This is a genomic window from Bacteroides sp. LFL-34 (assembly GCF_027257075.1).
Taxonomy (GTDB): Bacteria; Bacteroidota; Bacteroidia; order Bacteroidales; family Bacteroidaceae; genus Bacteroides; species Bacteroides ovatus.
Window position 1 is genome coordinate 1 of the sequence record NZ_JAPQKZ010000057.1, and the last position, 19,919, is coordinate 19,919.

The window sequence follows — 19,919 nt, forward strand, 5'->3', positions numbered from 1 at the left end:
TTTATCCATTCAGAGTGAGAGAAAGGGGGACATTGTCTCTCTTTCCTCTCTGAAAAATAAATGTTTTTATTGCTTATTATCCGCACCCAAAAAGTTGCATTTATAAGTTGAACTCAAGAAAGAATAGTGATCGTACCGGAATCACATTCCGGGGTATTCCTAACGGACATGAGTTCACATCATTGCTTTTGGCTATCCTGAATCTGGACGGCAAAGGAAAGAACTTTCCCGATGAGGCCGTTTGCAACCGTGTGAAAGCACTGAAAGGCCCGATACATCTGACCACTTATGTTTCGTTGACTTGTACGAACTGCCCTGACGTAGTGCAGGCTCTGAATGCAATGACTACTTTGAATCCGGCTATTACGCATGAAATGGTAGACGGTGCGCTTTATCAGGATGAAGTAGATGCACTGAAGATACAAGGAGTACCCTCTGTCTTTGCAGATGGAAAATTGCTTCATGTAGGCCGTGGTGAATTTGGCGAATTGCTTGCCAAGTTGGAAGATCAATATGGTATTGACGAAACCAAAGCGAATGCAGAGGTGAAAGAATATGATGTGATTGTAGTCGGTGGAGGACCTGCAGGAGTATCAGCAGCTATTTATTCTGCCCGTAAAGGACTCCGTGTAGCTATCGTGGCCGAGCGTGTTGGCGGACAGGTAAAAGAAACGGTGGGTATTGAAAATCTAATTTCTGTTCCGGAAACGACAGGAAATGAACTTGCCGATAATCTGAAAACTCACTTGTTGCGTTATCCGGTGGATTTGCTGGAGCATCGTAAAGTAGAAAAAGTAGAAGTGGTTGGAAAACAAAAGCAGATCACTACCTCTGTTGGGGAGAAATTCCTGGCTCCGGCACTGATTATTGCAACTGGTGCAAGCTGGCGTAAACTGAATGTTCCGGGAGAAGCGGAGTATATCGGTCGTGGTGTCGCTTTCTGTCCTCATTGTGATGGGCCGTTTTATAAAGGAAAGCATGTAGCGGTAGTAGGTGGTGGAAATTCCGGCATTGAGGCAGCCATTGACTTGGCCGGTATCTGCTCCAAAGTCACTGTTTTTGAATTTATGGATGAGTTGAAAGCGGACAGTGTACTTCAAGAGCGACTTAAATCATTGCCGAATGTGGAAGTGTTTGCAAGTTCACAGACTACGGAAGTGATAGGAAATGGTGATAAACTGACTGCCCTGCGCATCAAAGATCGCAAAACGGAAGAAGAACGTTTGGTTGAGTTGGATGGTGTATTTGTACAAATTGGGCTTTCTGCGAATAGCAGTGTATTCCGCGACATAGTGGAAACCAACCGTCTGGGCGAAATCATGATTGATGCACATTGCCGTACGAATGTGACGGGTATCTATGCAGCCGGAGATGTTTCTACGGTTCCTTATAAGCAAATTATTATCTCTATGGGCGAAGGAGCGAAAGCTGCGCTTTCTGCATTTGACGATAGAGTGAGAGGGATTATCTGATTGATGTATTCAGATATAAAAAGCACATAAACAAAACATTAGCAAGAGGAGAAATGACTCCTCTAAAAAATACCCCCGTTACAGATTTGTAGCGAGGGCTATTTTATATTTAGAGAGCATGACCTTCATCAACTGCTCTATCCTGCGCATTGAGACAAATGTTCATGAATATCCGAGAAAGTGAAATGAACGTTGTTCTCATGGTATGTAATTGGGGGGATTTTAAGAAATGTGTACTAAGTTCATTTATTTAGTCATGATATGTATATCTGACGAAATCAAACAATCCGGAATTTTCCTGCTGTGCCGGTTGTTCTCCAATAAATTTAAGATTCTCTACACTGCAAAAAATATGGAATGCAATGTCTTTCCCAAATTCCAGTTGAAGTTCATGTTTAGGTTCGTTGTCTATTAACCAGGTGATGTAATAGTTCCCGTTTTTTAATGTCAGATCAATTTCGAACAGATGCCATCCGGTCTTGATTACTACAGGAACGGAAGAAAAAGGATATGCCTGCGATGTCATATAAGCAATCATTTCGTTGGGAGCTGCATTTAACTCCTTGCGAACTGTGTCTTTACCATATCCGACTTCAAAATCCAATTCATGTTGGTCGTCATGGTATATCCACGAACCCACGCTACATTGATCTCCTATTCCCATTTGCGGGATATGAGTACGCCAGGTATATCTTCCTGTTGTATAAATCCGTTCTACAGTATGAACCTTTTTCCGATCCACCGAGTTAGCCCGGGTAAAGATCCGTAAGTAACCATTCTCTAATATGCATTGATTATCCGGGTTGTTATCCTGATGTCCGTATTTCCATCCATCCAGATTGTTGAAATTCCATTCTTTGTTTGGCGGATTTTTAGTACTGATGTCATTGGTCTGTTGCTGTGCAAAGCAAAGGCCGCAAATGCATATTAGTAACAGAGTTAAATAGTAGTTTCTCATAATAATTGAATTTAAGTGTATTCGTTTTCTATCAATTGCTTGCTGCAAAAGTAGTCGAATGCTTTATTCTACTCATCAGATTTTAGTCATTTCAAATCATGAAACGTCCAAATCTGCACTGGAAATCCTAATCGCTCTGTTCCGGGGAGTATAATTTCTATATAAATGATAAACTAAAGTGCTGAATCTACTCTGATTGTTGTTGGGTGGAACCATGTTGTGCTCTGAATTGAGAAGGAGTCATTCCTTTCATTTCTTTAAATAACGTACTGAAATATCGTTGATAAGTGAAACCTACCTGCTCTGATATTTCAGTAATGCTCATGCCAGACTGAGTTAAAAGAATGATTGCTTTGTCGATTCTTCTACGATTGATATAATCGTTTGCTCCCATGCCGGTCAGTTCCTTGATCTTATTATATAAGGATGTCCGGCTCATAGCCATTTGAGCAGTCAGGAATTTTACGTCCAGATCTGGTTGAGACAGATTCTGATCGATCATTTCATTCAATTTAATCATAAATTGTTCATCCGCATTGCTGAAAGTAGCCTCTTGCGGAGACAGAATGAATTGATTGCCCCTGTATCTGGATTTAATATATTCACGATTTCTCATCTGGTTCTGGATCACGCTAAGGAGCATTTCCATTTCAAATGGTTTGGGCAAATAGGCATCGGCTCCTAATTTGTATCCTAACATCTGGCTTTCAGAATCGGCTCTGGCGGTAAGTAGAATAACAGGGATATGGCTAATATTCAGATTCTCTTTAATTTCCTTGCATAGCTGATAGCCATTCATTTGTGGCATCATTACATCACTTACTATAATGTCCGGTTGCTGTTGCTTAATAACTTCCAGCGCTACTAATCCATTTTCTGCCTGATAGATCTTCTTGAATTTATCCTTAAGAGCATTTTTTAAGAATTCCCTTAAGTCCTGTTTATCTTCTACAATCAACAGTGAATATCCTTGTAGAGAGAAAGCTCCGGATTCTATTTTCTCTTCTTCCTCCGGAGAACTTAAAAGTTCGTTGAGGTAGGAATGTTGAGGACATGATACTTCTTGTTCTTGTAGATTAGCCGGTATTTCATAAAAGAATGTGGCCCCTCTGTCTTCATTATTGAAAGCCCCCATCCTGCCTCCATGCAGGTCAATCAACATTTTAGCATAAGATAAACCGATACCACTTCCTCCCTCATTATGTTTGCCTTGGTAGAAACGGGTAAAGAGCTTCTTTATATCTACATTATCCAATCCAATTCCCTGGTCTTGTACGTGTACTTGTATACTTTCATTTGTACGGATGGTTTTTATAACAATACGAGTCTGATTAGGACTATATTTCAAAGCATTCATAATCAGATTGGAAAGAACAACTTTGCATTTAGTGTCATCATACGCGATAGATTGTATACTGTCGTCAAAGTCGTATGTAATTTCAATTTCTTTGGCTTTAGATGCAGTTTGAAATGTTTCTGCCACTTCCTGTATCCACTTGTGTAAAGGATGCGAAGAGATGTGTAGCACTTCCTGTCCTACCTCCATTTTGCGTGCATCAAGCACAATGTTGATAATATCTTTCATCTGATTCGCCTGTTTGAATGCTCCCTGTAGATATTCCGGTAGCTCGTCTTGCTTCACCTCTTTATTTAGAATTCGTTTCAGGGAAGCATAGATGAGTGTCAAAGGGGTACGTAGCTCATGGCTGATATTGATTAAGAAGCGTATTTTCTCTTCATATATCTTCTTCTCATGTTCCCGCATCTCACGTTTCAGCCGATTTTCTTTTTTTCTTATCAAACTAAAGAAGACCACTCCTGCCACTAGAAATGCAAAGAAAATGCATAGTATAATAAACCAGGTAGATTTCCACCAAGGAGGTGAGACTATAATAGTTAAGATCTCTGTCGGCTGGCTCCATTCACCGTTGGAGGTGTCGCAGGATACGCTGATGGTATATTCTCCTGATGCTAATGTACCCAATTCGAGTGTCTGGAGATAACTCTCGATCACCATTTTGTCTTTTCCTGTGATGACATATCGGAAAAGGTGTTTTCGGAAGGAGTTCTTTTCGTCAGCAATCACTTTAATGTTGAACGATGAATGATTCCAGGGAATCGAAATACAGTTATTATTAACCTGTTTCAGAGTTGATTTACCATTCAGTTTTACTTCAAGTAGCTTGAGAATAGGAGACGAATTGCTTTCGAAAATAATATCCGTATTAATGCGTACCAGTCCCATAGTACCTCCCATATACAGATTGGGAGTACGAAGAGCAGGAATAGGGGTAAATATCAATTCGTTGGAAGGAACTCCATCGGATTCGTCCAGGATAACAAAACGTTTTTCGTTGATAATATACGCAAAGAACATGTTCTGTGCTCCTATCCAGACTTTTCCTTTTTTATCATAGGCAAGGCTGGATACACTGTTGAACAAGTTGGTATGTATTTTTTCTGTTTTTCCAGTCTGTTTATTATAGAAGAGCAGTCCGAAATTACTTCCTATCCAAAAGTTACCTTTATCATCCCGGCAGGCCGATGTGAAATCATCTCCCTCTTTCATATTGACTAATGAAGACAGTTCGTTGGTTTTGAAGTTTAGTTTAAACAGGTTATTGGTTCCCATTAGATACAGATGCGTATCGTCGGAATAAATTGCCTGCATAGCTATTTGGCGTTGAATGTCTATTTGGGGTGCGTAGAGAATAGATGTTTGCCGGGTATGCTTGTTGTAGATATAGACTTTTGCTCCTAATATGTAAATATTATCTTTTGTAGCATATAGATTTACCAAATCACCAGATGAAAATTCTCTTTTCGAAATAGAGTCATTGATAATGGGAAAAGGTTGCATCTGTGCGGTTCTCTTATTAAAGGTAAATACCCCTTTATTAAAACATGATAATAAGAGCTCATTTTCAGAAAAATCTGTGATAGAGGTAACTTTCTCCCCGTATGTAGTAGGGTAATGATGAAATGTATTCGTTTTTTGGTCAAATGAGTTGATACCTCCTCCGTCTGTTCCAATCCAGAGCAATGTATCCTTATCTTCAAAGATGCTAACCACGGTACGTTCGCTAACTCCATTGGGATTGTTCAGTGGAACATCTTTATAGGTTTTGATGAACACTTTTTTGATGGCGAATAATCCTCCGTGTATACTGCCTATCCATATATTGTCCATCTGATCTTTATAAAGCCGGTAGATAGAGTTATTCGGCAAGGATTGTTCATCATCGGAAATATGTTTAAGATAAGAGAACTTCATAGTCTGGAAGTCAAGTATGTTGATACCTCCTCCGTCAGTAGCTATCCAAAGTTGGTTGTCTTTTTCAAGAAAATCAAAAATGATATCGTTGTTGAGCCCGGAGTTTTTGGTGGATAAACTGAAAAGCCTTTTCCCCTCTTTCGAGTAGCAGGCTATTCCTTTGCCATAGAATGATACCCAAAGCCGGTTTTGAGAGTCAACAAATATGGTGTTTATCTCACGCTCTTTTACAAATGGACATCGATACATTTTCTTTTTTATCAAGTCGTACATCCAAAGCCCGTCTTTTTTACTGCTGGTTATCAGCACATCGGGACTCCACTGAAAGATGCGGTTGATACATTTTAACTTGTCTCCATCGATGTCGGGGAAGATCGTCGTAATACTTTTATCCCTCAGATTGTATTGGTATAAAGTTTCTTCTCCTCCAAACAGGAAATTGTCACCTATTTGAAGATAAGACCAAGCGTTAAATGGCTTCCCGTTATATTTCAATGGCTGAAACTGATTTTCTGCTTTATTGTAGATGGCAATTCCTTTATTGGTAGAAACGTATAAATCGCCTAAACGATCCTCTGTAATAAAACGAATGAAATTGTCGGGCAATGAGTTGGGCTGCTCCCGGTCATGAAAATAACTTTTCAGTTCAGATTGGTCATAACTATTTAATCCCCATTTGGTACCTATCCATATGACTCCTTGATGATCTCTGTAAATGCACTGCACTCTTGATTGTGACAATCCCTGTTCCAAAGAAATTTGTCTGAAGTAGTAGTCTTGTTGTTCAGCCTTGGTAGAAAGAACAAAGAATAATATCCAGATTAGAAAAGAATACCTCTTTAGTACGTGTGCTTTTGACATAGTTATGTTCTTTTGATAGAGCAAATATAAAAGAAGTTATGAAACTGTACAATAGATTTCATCTTCTTTTGTTCACAAAGCTCATTAGATAGCTCGAAAGGATATTCAGAATACTCCTTTTGAACAGTAGCGGACTAATTATGGATGTTATTTGATCTCTATTTCCATGCTTTGCGCCTATATTTGCACAGTTAACACTAAATACGAAACGTATTAAACCTTAAAAAAAAGACTATTTACTATGGATACATCCTAAAACTGTAGAATGAAGAGGCGGCGGAGTAATGTTGGGAAAATTTTGAATGCCTTGACTTGTATCTAAAATTCCTAAAAATCTAATATCATTATATTCTAACTAAATGAAAAGTATATGGATAATCTAAGAAAAACGCTTGGCTGCTTGCTACTATTTCTTTTTGCAGCAGTTACATCTACTTATGCACAGGTTGCAAAACAGTATTCGGGTACTGTTACGGATGCCGACAGCAATGAACCTGTCATCGGTGTCAACGTAACCCTTAAAGACGCACAAACAGGTACCGTAACGGATCTTTCCGGAAAATTCTCGATTAGTGCTCCTGTTGGGTCTACACTATTGTTTTCTTATATCGGATACGTGACTAAAGAGGTTAAACTGGGAACGAATACCAGTTTGAAGATTACAATGCAGGAGGATCAGAACCAATTGAGTGAGGTAGTGGTCATCGGATATGGTGTAGTGAAAAAATCAGATATAACCGGTGCTGTGGCTTCTGTTTCTTCCAAACAATTTAAGGATCAGCCGGTAAAGCGGGTGGAAGATATTCTGCAAGGACGTACTGCAGGTGTGGCAGTGACGAGCGTAAATGGTTTACCTGGTGGTACAGTTAAAGTTCGTGTTCGTGGTACCACTTCTCTTAATACCAGCAATGACCCCCTGTATGTCATCGATGGTATTATGTCTGGTGGACTGGATGTAAATCCAGCTGACATTCAATCTATTGAAGTTCTGAAAGATGCTTCGGCAACAGCTATTTATGGCTCACGCGGTGCTAATGGTGTGGTGTTGGTGACTACTAAAAAAGGGGTGGAAGGTAAAGTGCAGATTTATGCAGATGTGGCTATAGGCGTATCGAACATCCTTAAAAAATATGACTTACTGAATGCTTATGAATATGCGACTGCATTGAAGGAGTATAATGGTATCTCATTTGCAGATGATGAGATGGAAGCCTATAAGAATGGCTCCAAGGGCATTGACTGGCAGAATTTGATGTTGCAGACCGGTATTAGTCAAGACTATAAATTAGGTATTTCGGGTGGAACGGCTAAAAATAAGTATCTTATTTCAGCCAATGTATTGAATATGACAGCCATGACCATCACGACCAAGTATCAACGTGCACAGTTGCGGATAAATTTGGATAATGAACTCACCAAGTGGTTGACACTTTCTACCAAAATTAATGCTTCACGTACTCACAATCATAACGGGGGTATTGACATTATGAACTTCCTGAACTATTCCCCTACAATGGAAATGAAAGATCCGGTGACGGGCGTTTATAATATGGACCCTTATAATTCAGTAAACGGAAACCCTTATGGTGCCCGTGTGGCAAATTATGGCGATTCATACGTGTATGCTTTGAATACTAATATGGATTTGACTTTCAAAATAATGAAAGGGTTGACATTGTCTGTACAGGGTGCTGCTAATTACTCTCATGTTCCGAGTTACTCTTTCACCTCGTCGTTAGCAAAACCCGGTCAAATTAGTGGTATGGAAAATGCGAGCAGGATGAATCTATTCTGGCAGAATACCAATAATGTGACTTATAACACAAGTTTCGGCGATCATCATTTGACTGCAACCGCTGTATTTGAGGCAAGTGGTGCCGAAGGTCGAAATCTAAAGCTAACCGGTAGTGATTTAGCCAATGAATTTGTTGGTTATTGGAATGCAAAAAATGCAAAGACACGCGATGGAGAAAATGGCTATTCCGCAGAAGCTATTGTGTCCGGGCTTGGTCGAATTATGTACAATTACAAAGGGAAGTATATGCTGACAGGTACTTTCCGTGCCGACGGTTCATCTAAGTTTCAGAAGAAGAATAAATGGGGATATTTTCCGTCAGCAGCTGTTGCTTGGGATGTTGCTAAAGAAAACTTTATGAGCAAACAAAACATTGTCCAGCAATTGAAACTAAGGGCCAGTTTTGGTGTTGTTGGTAATCAAAGTATCGGCGCTTACACAACATTAGGTATGTTGGCTCCTACGAATTATGACGGTTATGGTAGCGATGCAATCCATACCGGTTATTGGACTGGAAATCTCGCTACGCCAGATGTAACTTGGGAAAGCACCTATCAGTATAACATAGGTTTGGATGCCAGTGTTTTAGACGGTCGCTTGAGTTTTACAGCCGAATGGTTCCGGAAGGATACTAAGGACTTGTTGCTTCGCAAACCTGCTCCTCAGTATAACGGAGGTGGCTCTTTCTGGGTCAACCAAGGTGAGGTTAGAAACTCTGGTGTTGAATTCACCATCACAGCTACTCCTTTGACAGACAAAGATATATTTGGTTGGGAAACATCGCTGAATGCATCTTATTTAAAGAATAAGATAATCGATCTGGCAGGTAGTGATTTTATCGTTGGGGAGAATTATACAAGTATTGGCGGTGGTCCCATTCAAATTAAAAAAGTAGGGTATCCGATTGGTTCTTTCTATCTTTATGAATGGGCAAACTTTAATGACCAGGGCGCCAACTTGTATAAACATCAATCTAATGGAAGTTTGACAACCAATCCGGGTGCTGACGATCTGGTTACTAAAGGGCAGGCCGAGCCTAATTGGACTTTCGGATGGAATAATACATTCACTTGGAAAAACTGGACGCTCAATCTCTTCATCAATGCTGCATTAGGACAAGATAGACTGAATGTAAGCCGCTATGCGATGGGGTCTATGACAGGTGTATATCGTTTCATCTCTTTATCTGATGCTTATTACAAAAGTTGGGATAAAGTGGCCAATAAAGCAGATGCTGTGTATGCAAGTCATAAAAATTCGGATAATAGAAACTATCCTGATTCCGATTTCTGGCTTGAAGATGCATCATTTGTGAAACTGAAAAATATAAGCCTTACGTATAATATTCCTAAGAAGATAACGAAAGTAGCCGATATTCAATTGTCGGTCAGTGCTCAAAACCTGTTTACATTAACGAAATACACAGGTATGGACCCAGAAGTGTACAGTGAATCCGATTACGGCTTTAATGGCGTAGATATGGGCTCTTATCCTGTTCCAAGAACTTTCACTTTTGGTATGAAACTTAACTTTTAATCTTTTAACTATACATGGATATGAAAACAATATATAGAATATTCAAATCTGTCGGACTAGCATTGATAGCACTTTGGATGGTGTCTTGCCAGGATTTACTGACAGAAGATCCTAAAGGGCAGTTGGCGGTAACTAATTTCTTCAATTCAAAAGCTGATCTGGACTTGGCTCTGAATGGAATGTATTCCAAAGTTGCAAGTGATATGTATGCAAATATCTGGGCAGGTTTCGAATCAGTGATGGGTGATGATATTTCTACACACCCTGCAGCTAATAAACAGGGGTTGCGTGAGGTAGATACTTATAATGTTTCGGACAATAACACTTGGGTGACTGAATTGTGGGGAGCTCGTTGGAGATTGGTGAAAGCTGCTAATTTCATTATAGATAATGCCGGACGAACTCCGGAGGTGAGCCAGGAAGAGAAAGATGCGGCCATTGGACAAGCTTATTATTGGCGCGCCTATTCTTATTTTTACTTTGTAATGGCTTGGGGAGAGGTACCTATGGTTGTGAAAGATGAAATCAATTACAACATGCCATTGGCAACCGTTCCTGAAATTTATGAACTGATTGTGTCTGACCTGAAAAAGGCAGAAACAATGGTCCCTGCCAATTATACTAAAGATCCCTATGCAAGGAATGGGGTAAACATTGCTGTTAGTCAAGGAGCTGTAAAAGCAACATTGGCTTATGTGTATATGGCAATGGCGGGATGGCCGTTGAACAAAGGAACAGAATATTATCAACTGGCCGCTGCAAAGGCAAAAGAAGTAATCGATGCTGCGAAGAAAGGTACTTACTACTACAAGCTATTACCTGATTACAAGCAAGTATATTCGATGGAGTATAATAAGAATAATCCTGAAGTGTTGCTTGGTGTTTACTATAATTTGGGAATAGATGCACTTACCAATGCTCCTTTAGCCGATTTCCTGGCAGACTATGCTTATGGTGGCGGTGGATGGGGAGATACGAACGGAGAAATTAAATTCTGGTATGATTTCCCGAAAGGCTCACGCAAAGATGCGTCTTATTTTCCGAAAATTATATTGAAGAATGAAACACAGTTACGTGATTGGTGGGAAGATCCTAATCCGGAAGCGCCGCGTGTGGTTGTTGCTCCCTGTTTCATGAAGAAAGTAGAAACGACCACTGGAGAAGAATTCGACTATACGAATCCGAAAATTTCGATGAATCAGAATGGAGAAAAGACGCATCAGATTATTCGCTTGGCAGAAGTATATTGCTGGTATGCCGAAGCCGTAGGTCGTTCAAAAACAGGTAGTATCACGGAAGCTGTCAACTTATTGAATGAGGTACGTAATCGTGCCAATGGATCTGTTGTTGCAGACCGGGATATCTATAAGACAACCATGTCGTATGATGATCTGGCAGAAGCTGCCTATAATGAACATGGCTGGGAAATAGCCGGATATTATTGGGGAAATATTGCCACTAGAGCAAGGGATATGTTTCGCATGAATCGCATTAAAGATCATTTTGAATACAGAAAATTAAATCCGGAGATTGAAGTGGCTCCTGGAGTCTTCAGGAAAGAAGCTGTTTCCGTATCTGGTACGTGGAATGACAGTAAGATGTATCTTCCCCGTCCTTTTGTAGATTCGTCTATTAATCCGAATTTGAAGAACTGAGTGAAACAATAAAAACAATCATTATGAAACTAAGATATTTATATTTAGCAATAGGTGTATTATGTAATGCCTCTTTAGTATCATGCGGCGATAGCTTCAAAGAGAAAACAGAGATTGTTGCATGCGGAATCTCCACAAATGCTTTGACATTCGGAGTCTCCTCTACTGAAGTTCAGACTGTAGATATTACGTCAGAAGCAGCTTGGGAAGTAGCAGTGGATCAGGCAGGTGGTAATTGGCTTACAGTTTCTCCTTTGGAAGGAACTGGTAATGGTACGCTAACAATTGCTGCTGATAAGAATAACGGCCCAAAACGCAGTGCAACCTTGACCATAGCGGCGAAAGGTGCTGAACTTCGAACCATCACAGTTATTCAGGATGGCTATAAAGGAACCATTTATAATTACGGTGACTTTACTGGATTGCAAAAGACGGGGCTTGTGGCAGGGATCAATCCGATCACTATCGTAGATAATGACGAATGTGAAGATGGAAAAGCGTTAAGAATCTATACCCGGGCAGGTGAAGAGTATGAAGGTACTAATGGGGACCGTTTCAAGGTGCAGACAACAACGCAATTCGGATCAGGTCGTTATGAATGGAGGATATATGTCCCTAAATTCGGAATGAATGACCGGGCTAGTATTGGAGCATTTTTATATTTTGACGATGGGCATGAATTGGATTTTGAAATTTGTTCCGGTACAGCTGCAGACCGTGCAGCACATAGTGCCGGACCAGATGATATGCTGTGCCTTGTGACTAGTCAGGCTAATCCTTTTTTCTCTGAATTCACGCCTATTAAGGGGGATGCTTGGCATACGTTTGTATTGGATTTGAAGTTAGAAAATAAGAAATATCTGGCGGAGTGGTCGGTTGATGGTAAGGTTTTAAAGAGGGCACAATTAGATTATGGTGAAGAGGCTTATTTCCGTGCTATATCTAGTGTCGAGAATCTTTATGGTATGGGCGATCATGCGGCAACTCAAGAAAATTATGCCTTATTTGATTATCTTGAATATGTTCCTTATGATTATTCAATGAAGCCGATTATCGAAGGTCAACTTCCTCCCGAACCAGAGGGAACAACAGTGAAGTGGGACTTTGAGGAAGCTGGTTTTGTTCCTGTTGGATGGACTAACAATGGAGGAACGATTGCGGATGGAAGTTTGAATCTATCTAACGGGAATAACTTCGTTTATGGTCCGGAGATAGGAGCTGGAAAATATACATGGGAAATAGATGTTCCTTTGGTAGGGGTAGGTGAAAAATGGTTGGCAGGCGGTAATATCGCTGCAACTAATGCTGAAGAAAGGTCATTCTCTATGTTTGTTTTCTCGGGTACTGAAAATGATCGTGCGGCTTGTACGGTTCCTCCTGTTCCTGGTCAGATGCTGGTACGTTGTTATACGGAAGCTATGGGAGTTTACGGTGTACCTATTGATCCGGGTAAACACACTTTGACTATTGACCTTAGACTTAATGCAGATGGTGCATATTGGGCGGCATGGATTATAGATGGTGAAGTGGCGAAAACATTTACTACTTGGTATACTCCGGCACAGTTTAAATTTGGATTCTCAATGATGACCTTTGCTGATGGAGGTGGCTGGCAAGGAGATAAGCCTACTGCAAAGACATATACAGTCAAATATGACTATATAGAATATAAGAAGTATAATTATGATGAAGAATAACAGTTTACTTTACATTCAATGAGGTATTTAAGTATAATTGGAACAGCTATATGCTGTGTAATGTTGGTAATGACGAGTGTTTCCTGCAAGCAGGAAACATTCTCTTCCACCACCCAGGAGAAGAAAGTAGCTCCTTGGTATGTCTATATAGATGGAAGCTCTTTTAAGGATATAGAGCCAGTGAAAGAGATTATTAGTTCCATTAGCGTTTTCGGGAATCCTCCGAAATCATTTATCGATGAATGTCATCAGAATCATATCGAAGTATATCAGGCTGTAGGTGGGAATGAAGAAACGATTGATACGCCACAGAAAAGAAAGGCGCTTGTTGAGAAGTATGTAAGTGATTGCAATGCAAACGGATATGATGGAATAGATCTTGATCTCGAACATTTGAACCCTGATATTCAGGATGCATATACCGAATTCCTGAAACTGGCTTCAAAAGAACTCCATGCTGTTGGAAAGAAATTAAGCCATTGCGTTAGTTTTTATCCGGCTTTGTATCAGGATAACGAAACTAAGATGTTTCACGATCCGGCAGTTTTGAATACTACTTGCGACTTAGTTAGAGTGATGTGTTACGATATGTATTTTGCACCTGGGATAGATAAGCCCGAGCTCAAACATAGGGATGATTGTATGGGCATTGGACCTACGTCTAATTATCTATGGACTAGAGAGGCGATGCTTTTCTGGATGAAACATATTCCAAATGATAAATTAGTGATGGCGTTGCCTGCTTATGCAAATGATTATGCTGTAACTGGCGGCATCAAAGGAAGGCAGATTTACCAATCTGTGCCTGACAGTATAAATGGAATTTTGCCTTCTCCTACCTGGTTATGTTATGAAAAGGTAAACATGTATCTGTATGATGGTACTGATGGTAATCGGCATCTGTTTTATGCAAGTGATGCCAGAAGTACGGAAGCGCTACTTGAACTAGCTGATGAACTGGGAATCTCTCAAATCGGTTTTTGGCACTTTAATAGCGTAGATCCGCAAATGTGGGATACTGCCGCAAAGTGGCAAAAGAAATAATAAGATAATAAATCGACCTTGTAAATAATATAGCTTTATTCTCATCCCCCCATTTAGAGAAAAGTTATTCTTAACAATAAGAGGCCGCAAAGGTATGAATCCGTATCTTTGTGGCTTTTTATTTTTTTCTTACCTTTGGGGGACTTAACATAACCCCCAAAAATGAAGAACATGAAAAAGATCTTTTTACTCATTTCCGTCATTCTATTTATTTTTCCGGTACAGGCTCAACATACATTGAGACTGATGACTTATAATATTAAAAATGCGAACGGCATGGATGATATTTGCAGTTTTCAACGGGTAGCCAATGTGATAAATAATGCTTCTCCTGATGTTGTGGCTATACAAGAGGTAGACAGTATGACCCGTCGGAGCGGGCAGAAATATGTGCTGGGTGAAATAGCTGAACGTACACAGATGCATGCCTGTTTTGCACCTGCTATAGAGTTTGAAGGAGGTAAATATGGAATCGGACTGTTGACAAAGCAAGTTCCGCTACGTTTACAAACTATCCCTTTACCTGGTAGAGAAGAGGCCCGCACCTTGATTCTGGCAGAATTTGAGGATTATATTTATTGTTGTACTCATCTGTCATTAACGGAAGGAGATCGCATGAAGTCCCTGGAAATAGTGAAGTCATTGATTGCTTCCTATAAAAAGCCTCTTTTTCTAGCCGGAGATATGAATGCTGAACCTGAATCCGATTTCATCAAAGAATTGCAAAAGGATTTTCAAATACTCTCCAATCCGGAAAAGCATACTTATCCTGCTCCCGATCCAAAAGAGGCCATTGATTATATTGCCGTGTCAAAGCAAAACGCTACCGGATTTGCTGTCATATCTGCGAAAGTAGTTAATGAGCTAATGGCTTCCGACCATCGTCCCATACTTGTGGAATTGCGTACCGCTGAAAAGGCAGACAAGATATTCCGTACTAAACCTTATTTGCAGAATCCTGTGGGTAATGGCATTACTGTGATGTGGGAAACAACCGTTCCTTCTTATTGCTGGGTGGAATATGGCACAGATACTACCCGGCTGGAACGTGCGCGTATGATTGTTGACGGTCAGGTGGTCTGCAATAACAAGCTGCATAAAATACGTATAGATGGCTTACAGCCCGGACAGAAATATTATTATCGTGTGTGTTCGCAAGAGATGTTGCTTTATCAGGCATATAAAAAGGTATTTGGAAATACAGCACAATCGACCTTCAGTGAATTTACTCTTCCTGTTGCTGATACAGAGTCTTTTACCGCTATTGTTTTTAATGATTTGCATCAACATACCAATACTTTCCGTACTCTATGTAAACAAATACAGGATGTTAAGTATGATTTTGTTGTTTTCAATGGTGACTGTGTGGATGATCCTGTGGATCACGAGCAGGCAACCACATTTATCAGTGAACTGACCGAAGGAGTGTGTGGCGATCGCATACCGACTTTCTTTATGCGTGGCAACCATGAAATCCGCAATGCCTATTCTATCGGTTTGCGTGACCATTTTGATTATGTGGGAGATAAAACTTATGCCTCTTTTAACTGGGGAGATACCCGTATCGTCATGTTGGATTGTGGAGAAGATAAACCGGACGACCATTGGGTATATTATGGCTTGAACGATTTTACTCAATTGCGTAATGAACAGGTTGATTTTCTGAAAAAAGAACTGTCTGCCAAAGAATTCAAGAAAGCAAAGAAACGTGTCCTTATTCATCATATTCCGCTTTACGGTAATTATGAAAAGAATCTCTGTGCAGATCTGTGGACTAAATTATTGGAAAAAGCACCTTTTAATGTCAGTCTGAATGCACATACCCATAAATACGCTTACCATCCGAAAGGGGAACTGGGTAATAATTATCCAGTTATTATTGGTGGAGGATATAAGATGGACAGTGCTACGGTGATGATTCTGGAAAAGAAGAACGATGAATTGAGGATTAAGGTGCTGAATGTAAGGGGAGAGGTTTTACTGGATATAACAGTCTAAAGTCTCTAATAACTTTATAATTCATGGAGGTGCGCCAGACTTCTAGACACACCTCCATGAATTAGTTATTTCATAAAGTGCTATTCGGAGAAATATGTATAATAGAAATTCTCTATATATCCGTCATAGTTTTTGCTTTCCTCTTTGATACAACTATTTTCGTCATATTCGAATGTGTAAGTAGCTGTACTGGATGAATGTTGCCAACCACTGCTCGTATGGCAATTAGCCGAAGCTTTTCCAAAGAGACCAGTTTCAACCAGCCAACGACTAGCTCCACTGCTTTCCGCATAGATGCAATGTGCTCCGCTCACATTAGGCACGGCAGAATAGGTCTGAACCTTAAACTGCTCTACTCCATCTGAAAATCTGGTCCATTGCATAATATTTCCATTTTCTATGGTGATGTTAGATGCAATATTGCCATTCTTTTCAACTTTGGTCATGTAGCCATTCTCATCATAAGTATATTCGTAAGTGTTGGAACCATCTACAAAAGTTGCAACATAACCTTGGTCATTTAAAGTCATGTTATATGCGTTCTTACCTGTCACTGTGATATTATTTCCGTCATAAGCAAAGAGCCATTCTCTATCCAATTCTCCTTCATATAACCTGTATACACGTTTTACAGTACCATTATCATTATATTCGTAATACCATTTATCCCAGTCGTCCGCAAAAGTGGCTATCCGATAAACTGTTACTTCAGAGGTTGTTGTAAAAGTGATTTCTGCATAGTCTGAATCTTCAAAATAGATTGATCCGGTTTTTTGAGCTTTTACTTTGAATGTATAACTTTTTTCCGGCTCTAAACCTGTCAGTTGAATTGTATTTTGGTCAGTACTTTGTTCACTACCGTTGTTCAAGCTATAAATATAAGCTGTTGCGTTTCCTATGGCTTTCCATGTAATAACAGCAGAACTCTCTTTTACATCAGGAACAGTAACTTCCGGTTTATCCAGAATGTTTGTACTGGGATGATTGTCGTCATCACTGCAAGCAGTCGTACCTAGTACTACTGCCAGCATGGCTAATAAGTAAAAATACTTTTTCATGTTGTTCTATTTAAGGTTAATAATTAGTTTCCGGCAACTACTATCATTCCCAAACCAACCAGGAAGAAGATAAACATCAAGGCCAGTAGTTGATTAACAGATTTCGTTGAACCTTTAAATTCTTTCCAGATAAATACTCCCCAAATAGCGGCAATAAGTGGTGCGCCTTGTCCTAGTGCATAAGATACCGCCGGACCAGCTTCTCCTGATGCGATATAGCTGAACGCGGAACCAAGTCCCCATATCGCTCCACCAAGCATTCCGCATATATGAGTTTTCGTGTTTCCTTTAAAGTATTCGGAGTAGCTGACTTTTTCTCCGACAAAAGGATATTTCATTACTAATGTGTTGAAAACAAAATTGCTTAGTAATACGCCTATTGAAAAAACAAAGATGGCAGAATAAGGAGTCATCATTCCTATAGCAGGAAAATTGAAGTTTTCTACGTCCATACCTTTCACTACGAACCTGTAGAACAAAGACATCAGTACACCGGCAATTAATGCAATGATAATTCCCTTTTTGTTGTTTTTCCTGCTTTCTTCTCCCTTTTGCATTTTTCCGGAAGCCACTCCATTGCAAATGATAGCAATAACAATGAGAGCTACACCGCCAAATAAAAGCAAAGGATTGCCAGTCGGAATTCCCAGATAATTGACGATTACCCCTAATACCAATGCAATGCCAACTCCTAAAGGAAAAGCTACAGACATACCGGCCAAGGAAATAGACGCTGAAAGAAGAATGTTTGAAGCATTAAATATTACGCCCCCCAAGATAACCCAGCCGATACTGTCTCCTGATGCTTGTCCCAGATCTTCCAGGAATGAACGTCCGGTATCTCCATGGCTACCCATTGTGAAGCCTAGTAAGATGGTGAACAATACCATTCCAATCACATAATCCCAATAAAAAAGTTCATAACGCCAATTTTTGGAAACTAGTTTTTGGGTATTACCCCAGGAACCCCAACAAATCATGGTTACGATGCAGAATATAACTGCCAATAAATAACTGTTTACTGTGAACATACTATTAGTATTTAATTGTTAAACATGAATTCTGTTATTTAAATATAGTATCCAATCTTCCCAATAAGTGAAAACATTGGCTTCTTTACATTTTCTTGACCGGAACTCATGTTCCAGGTCCGATTCTTTCAAAAGGATATGTATATTACTACTAAAACCATATTCTTTTGATTCGGGGAGTATCTCTATCCAGCATCTGGGATATCTTTTGTAAGAGTTGACTGCTTTTATAAGATTTTGAGCATCATTTTCGTTGCCGATGGCATTTACACAGACTATGCCGGTAAACAAATTTTCTCCCTGAATGGCTTCTATACCTTCTTTGATATTATCTCCCAAAGTGATTAAAGCCCGCATACGTTGGGAACCTCTGATGCCGGAGAGTTGCTTTTCTATATCAGAAATTGTTTCTGACAGGTCTGTGTTAGCTTTTACGAAACAAAGAACAGCAGGCCATGTTTTATTCTCATCTACCATTTGATGAAACTGACTGACGAGAACCTTTTGCTGTTGTTCGTTAATTTCTCCCTGTACATAGATAATAGGATATTTTCTTGTGCTTCCTTGAGCCTGTTCCGGATAATAGACCGTTGCATTGGCTGTTTGGATAAACGGAGTCTCATTCGGAAGACTACTCTCACTATTTCCTGACCGCTTTCCATTGAAATATTCGTTTATGAATCTGAATGCTTTGGGCAGTGCAGTATTCCAGCAGGTGAAATCATGTCCTCCTGAACGTACTTCCCATTCATGAGGTATTTGTCTTTCCAGTAATAATCGGTGCAGTTCTTCATTACTTTCGCAAAGAGTACCTTCTTTATCTCCAATATCCAGCATGATGCCAAATCCTTTTAAATCGGAATTGCGGAGGGTGGAAAGAATGTGGTAGGGTGAATGTTGTTTATAGTAACTGGTTAGGCGCTGCTTACCATTCTTTCCCACTCCTCCGAAAATCCGTCCCCATTGATTGTCCCATCCTTTTTGTGGCCCTTCTTCTATGTATTGTTTTTCTGTACGGATGGATGGCGATAACGCAACGACAGAGCCGAATAAGTGGCGGTTGCGCAGACTAACGGATAATGCTCCGAATCCTCCCATAGAGAAACCAATGATCGAACGTCCATTAATATCCTTGCGAGTGCGATAGTTGTTATCTATATATGGAACCAGTTCTTTGATAAAGAAAGTTTCATAAAGGGAGCTGCCATCATAAGTGTCACTGTAATAAGACAGGTAACCGTCAGGAATAACCATAATGAAAGGTTGAATCTTTCCTTCTTTTATCATTTTGTCCATTACACGGGCAACGTTGCCGTATTCGAGCCAACTGGTATAATCACCTCCTATTCCATGAAACATGTATAAGACTGGATATTCTGTATCTGAATGTTCATAACCTTCCGGTAAGATAATGGAGTAGGAGACTTCTTGCTTTAGGGACGGACTGTAAATACTCATCCCTTCTTTTTCTATGGGAAGTGCCCAAGCTCCATCTATACCTGATAGAAATAGGATAATATATAACAGTATCTTCTTCATA

10 protein-coding genes and 1 pseudogene are annotated in these 19,919 nt (G+C 39.9%); 6 read left to right on the plus strand and 5 right to left on the minus strand.

The window, feature by feature from the left end:
• Positions 1 to 119: 119 nt before the first annotated feature.
• Positions 120 to 1,472 (plus strand): annotated as a pseudogene (gene ahpF / locus N5O98_RS23660) (alkyl hydroperoxide reductase subunit F); the annotation flags it as partial.
• 250 nt (positions 1,473 to 1,722) lie between these two features.
• Here the strand turns inward: ahpF and N5O98_RS23665 are convergent.
• On the minus strand, positions 1,723 to 2,430 hold the full coding sequence (locus tag N5O98_RS23665; RefSeq protein ID WP_004307894.1) for a hypothetical protein: 708 nt from the start codon (positions 2,428 to 2,430) through the stop codon (positions 1,723 to 1,725).
• A 187-nt stretch (positions 2,431 to 2,617) separates the two neighbouring features.
• Complete coding sequence (locus N5O98_RS23670; RefSeq protein ID WP_118161525.1) at positions 2,618 to 6,565, minus strand: hybrid sensor histidine kinase/response regulator transcription factor; 3,948 nt, start codon at positions 6,563 to 6,565, stop codon at positions 2,618 to 2,620.
• A gap of 370 nt (positions 6,566 to 6,935) precedes the next feature.
• On the opposite strand from N5O98_RS23670, the gene N5O98_RS23675 reads away from it, so the two are divergent.
• The 5 genes from N5O98_RS23675 (at position 6,936) to N5O98_RS23695 (ending at position 16,290) form a co-directional block, all read left to right on the plus strand.
• Complete coding sequence (locus N5O98_RS23675) at positions 6,936 to 9,896, plus strand: SusC/RagA family TonB-linked outer membrane protein (RefSeq protein WP_118161526.1); 2,961 nt, start codon at positions 6,936 to 6,938, stop codon at positions 9,894 to 9,896.
• Between the two features lie 20 nt (positions 9,897 to 9,916).
• Complete coding sequence (locus tag N5O98_RS23680) at positions 9,917 to 11,551, plus strand: RagB/SusD family nutrient uptake outer membrane protein (protein WP_032855775.1); 1,635 nt, start codon at positions 9,917 to 9,919, stop codon at positions 11,549 to 11,551.
• Between the two features lie 23 nt (positions 11,552 to 11,574).
• Positions 11,575 to 13,248 carry a BACON domain-containing protein gene (locus tag N5O98_RS23685; RefSeq protein WP_004296466.1) on the plus strand — a complete coding sequence of 558 codons (1,674 nt, stop codon included), beginning with the start codon at positions 11,575 to 11,577 and terminating at the stop codon, positions 13,246 to 13,248.
• 60 nt (positions 13,249 to 13,308) lie between these two features.
• Complete coding sequence (locus tag N5O98_RS23690) at positions 13,309 to 14,292, plus strand: glycosyl hydrolase family 18 protein (RefSeq protein WP_004307900.1); 984 nt, start codon at positions 13,309 to 13,311, stop codon at positions 14,290 to 14,292.
• A 171-nt stretch (positions 14,293 to 14,463) separates the two neighbouring features.
• Positions 14,464 to 16,290 carry an endonuclease/exonuclease/phosphatase family protein gene (locus tag N5O98_RS23695; RefSeq protein WP_032850980.1) on the plus strand — a complete coding sequence of 609 codons (1,827 nt, stop codon included), beginning with the start codon at positions 14,464 to 14,466 and terminating at the stop codon, positions 16,288 to 16,290.
• Positions 16,291 to 16,370: 80 nt separating this feature from the next.
• On the opposite strand, the gene N5O98_RS23700 is transcribed toward N5O98_RS23695, so the two are convergent.
• The 3 genes from N5O98_RS23700 to N5O98_RS23710 are packed head-to-tail and all read right to left on the minus strand — an operon-like array spanning position 16,371 to position 19,918.
• A complete protein-coding gene (locus N5O98_RS23700) occupies positions 16,371 to 17,348 on the minus strand; it encodes a fibronectin type III domain-containing protein (RefSeq protein ID WP_004296463.1) in 978 nt (325 codons plus the stop codon).
• A 23-nt stretch (positions 17,349 to 17,371) separates the two neighbouring features.
• Positions 17,372 to 18,379: a GRP family sugar transporter gene (locus tag N5O98_RS23705; RefSeq protein WP_004307902.1), complete on the minus strand. Its 1,008-nt coding sequence runs from the start codon at positions 18,377 to 18,379 to the stop codon at positions 17,372 to 17,374.
• Positions 18,380 to 18,397: 18 nt separating this feature from the next.
• Complete coding sequence (locus N5O98_RS23710) at positions 18,398 to 19,918, minus strand: alpha/beta hydrolase (protein ID WP_004307903.1); 1,521 nt, start codon at positions 19,916 to 19,918, stop codon at positions 18,398 to 18,400.
• Position 19,919 lies beyond the last annotated feature (1 nt).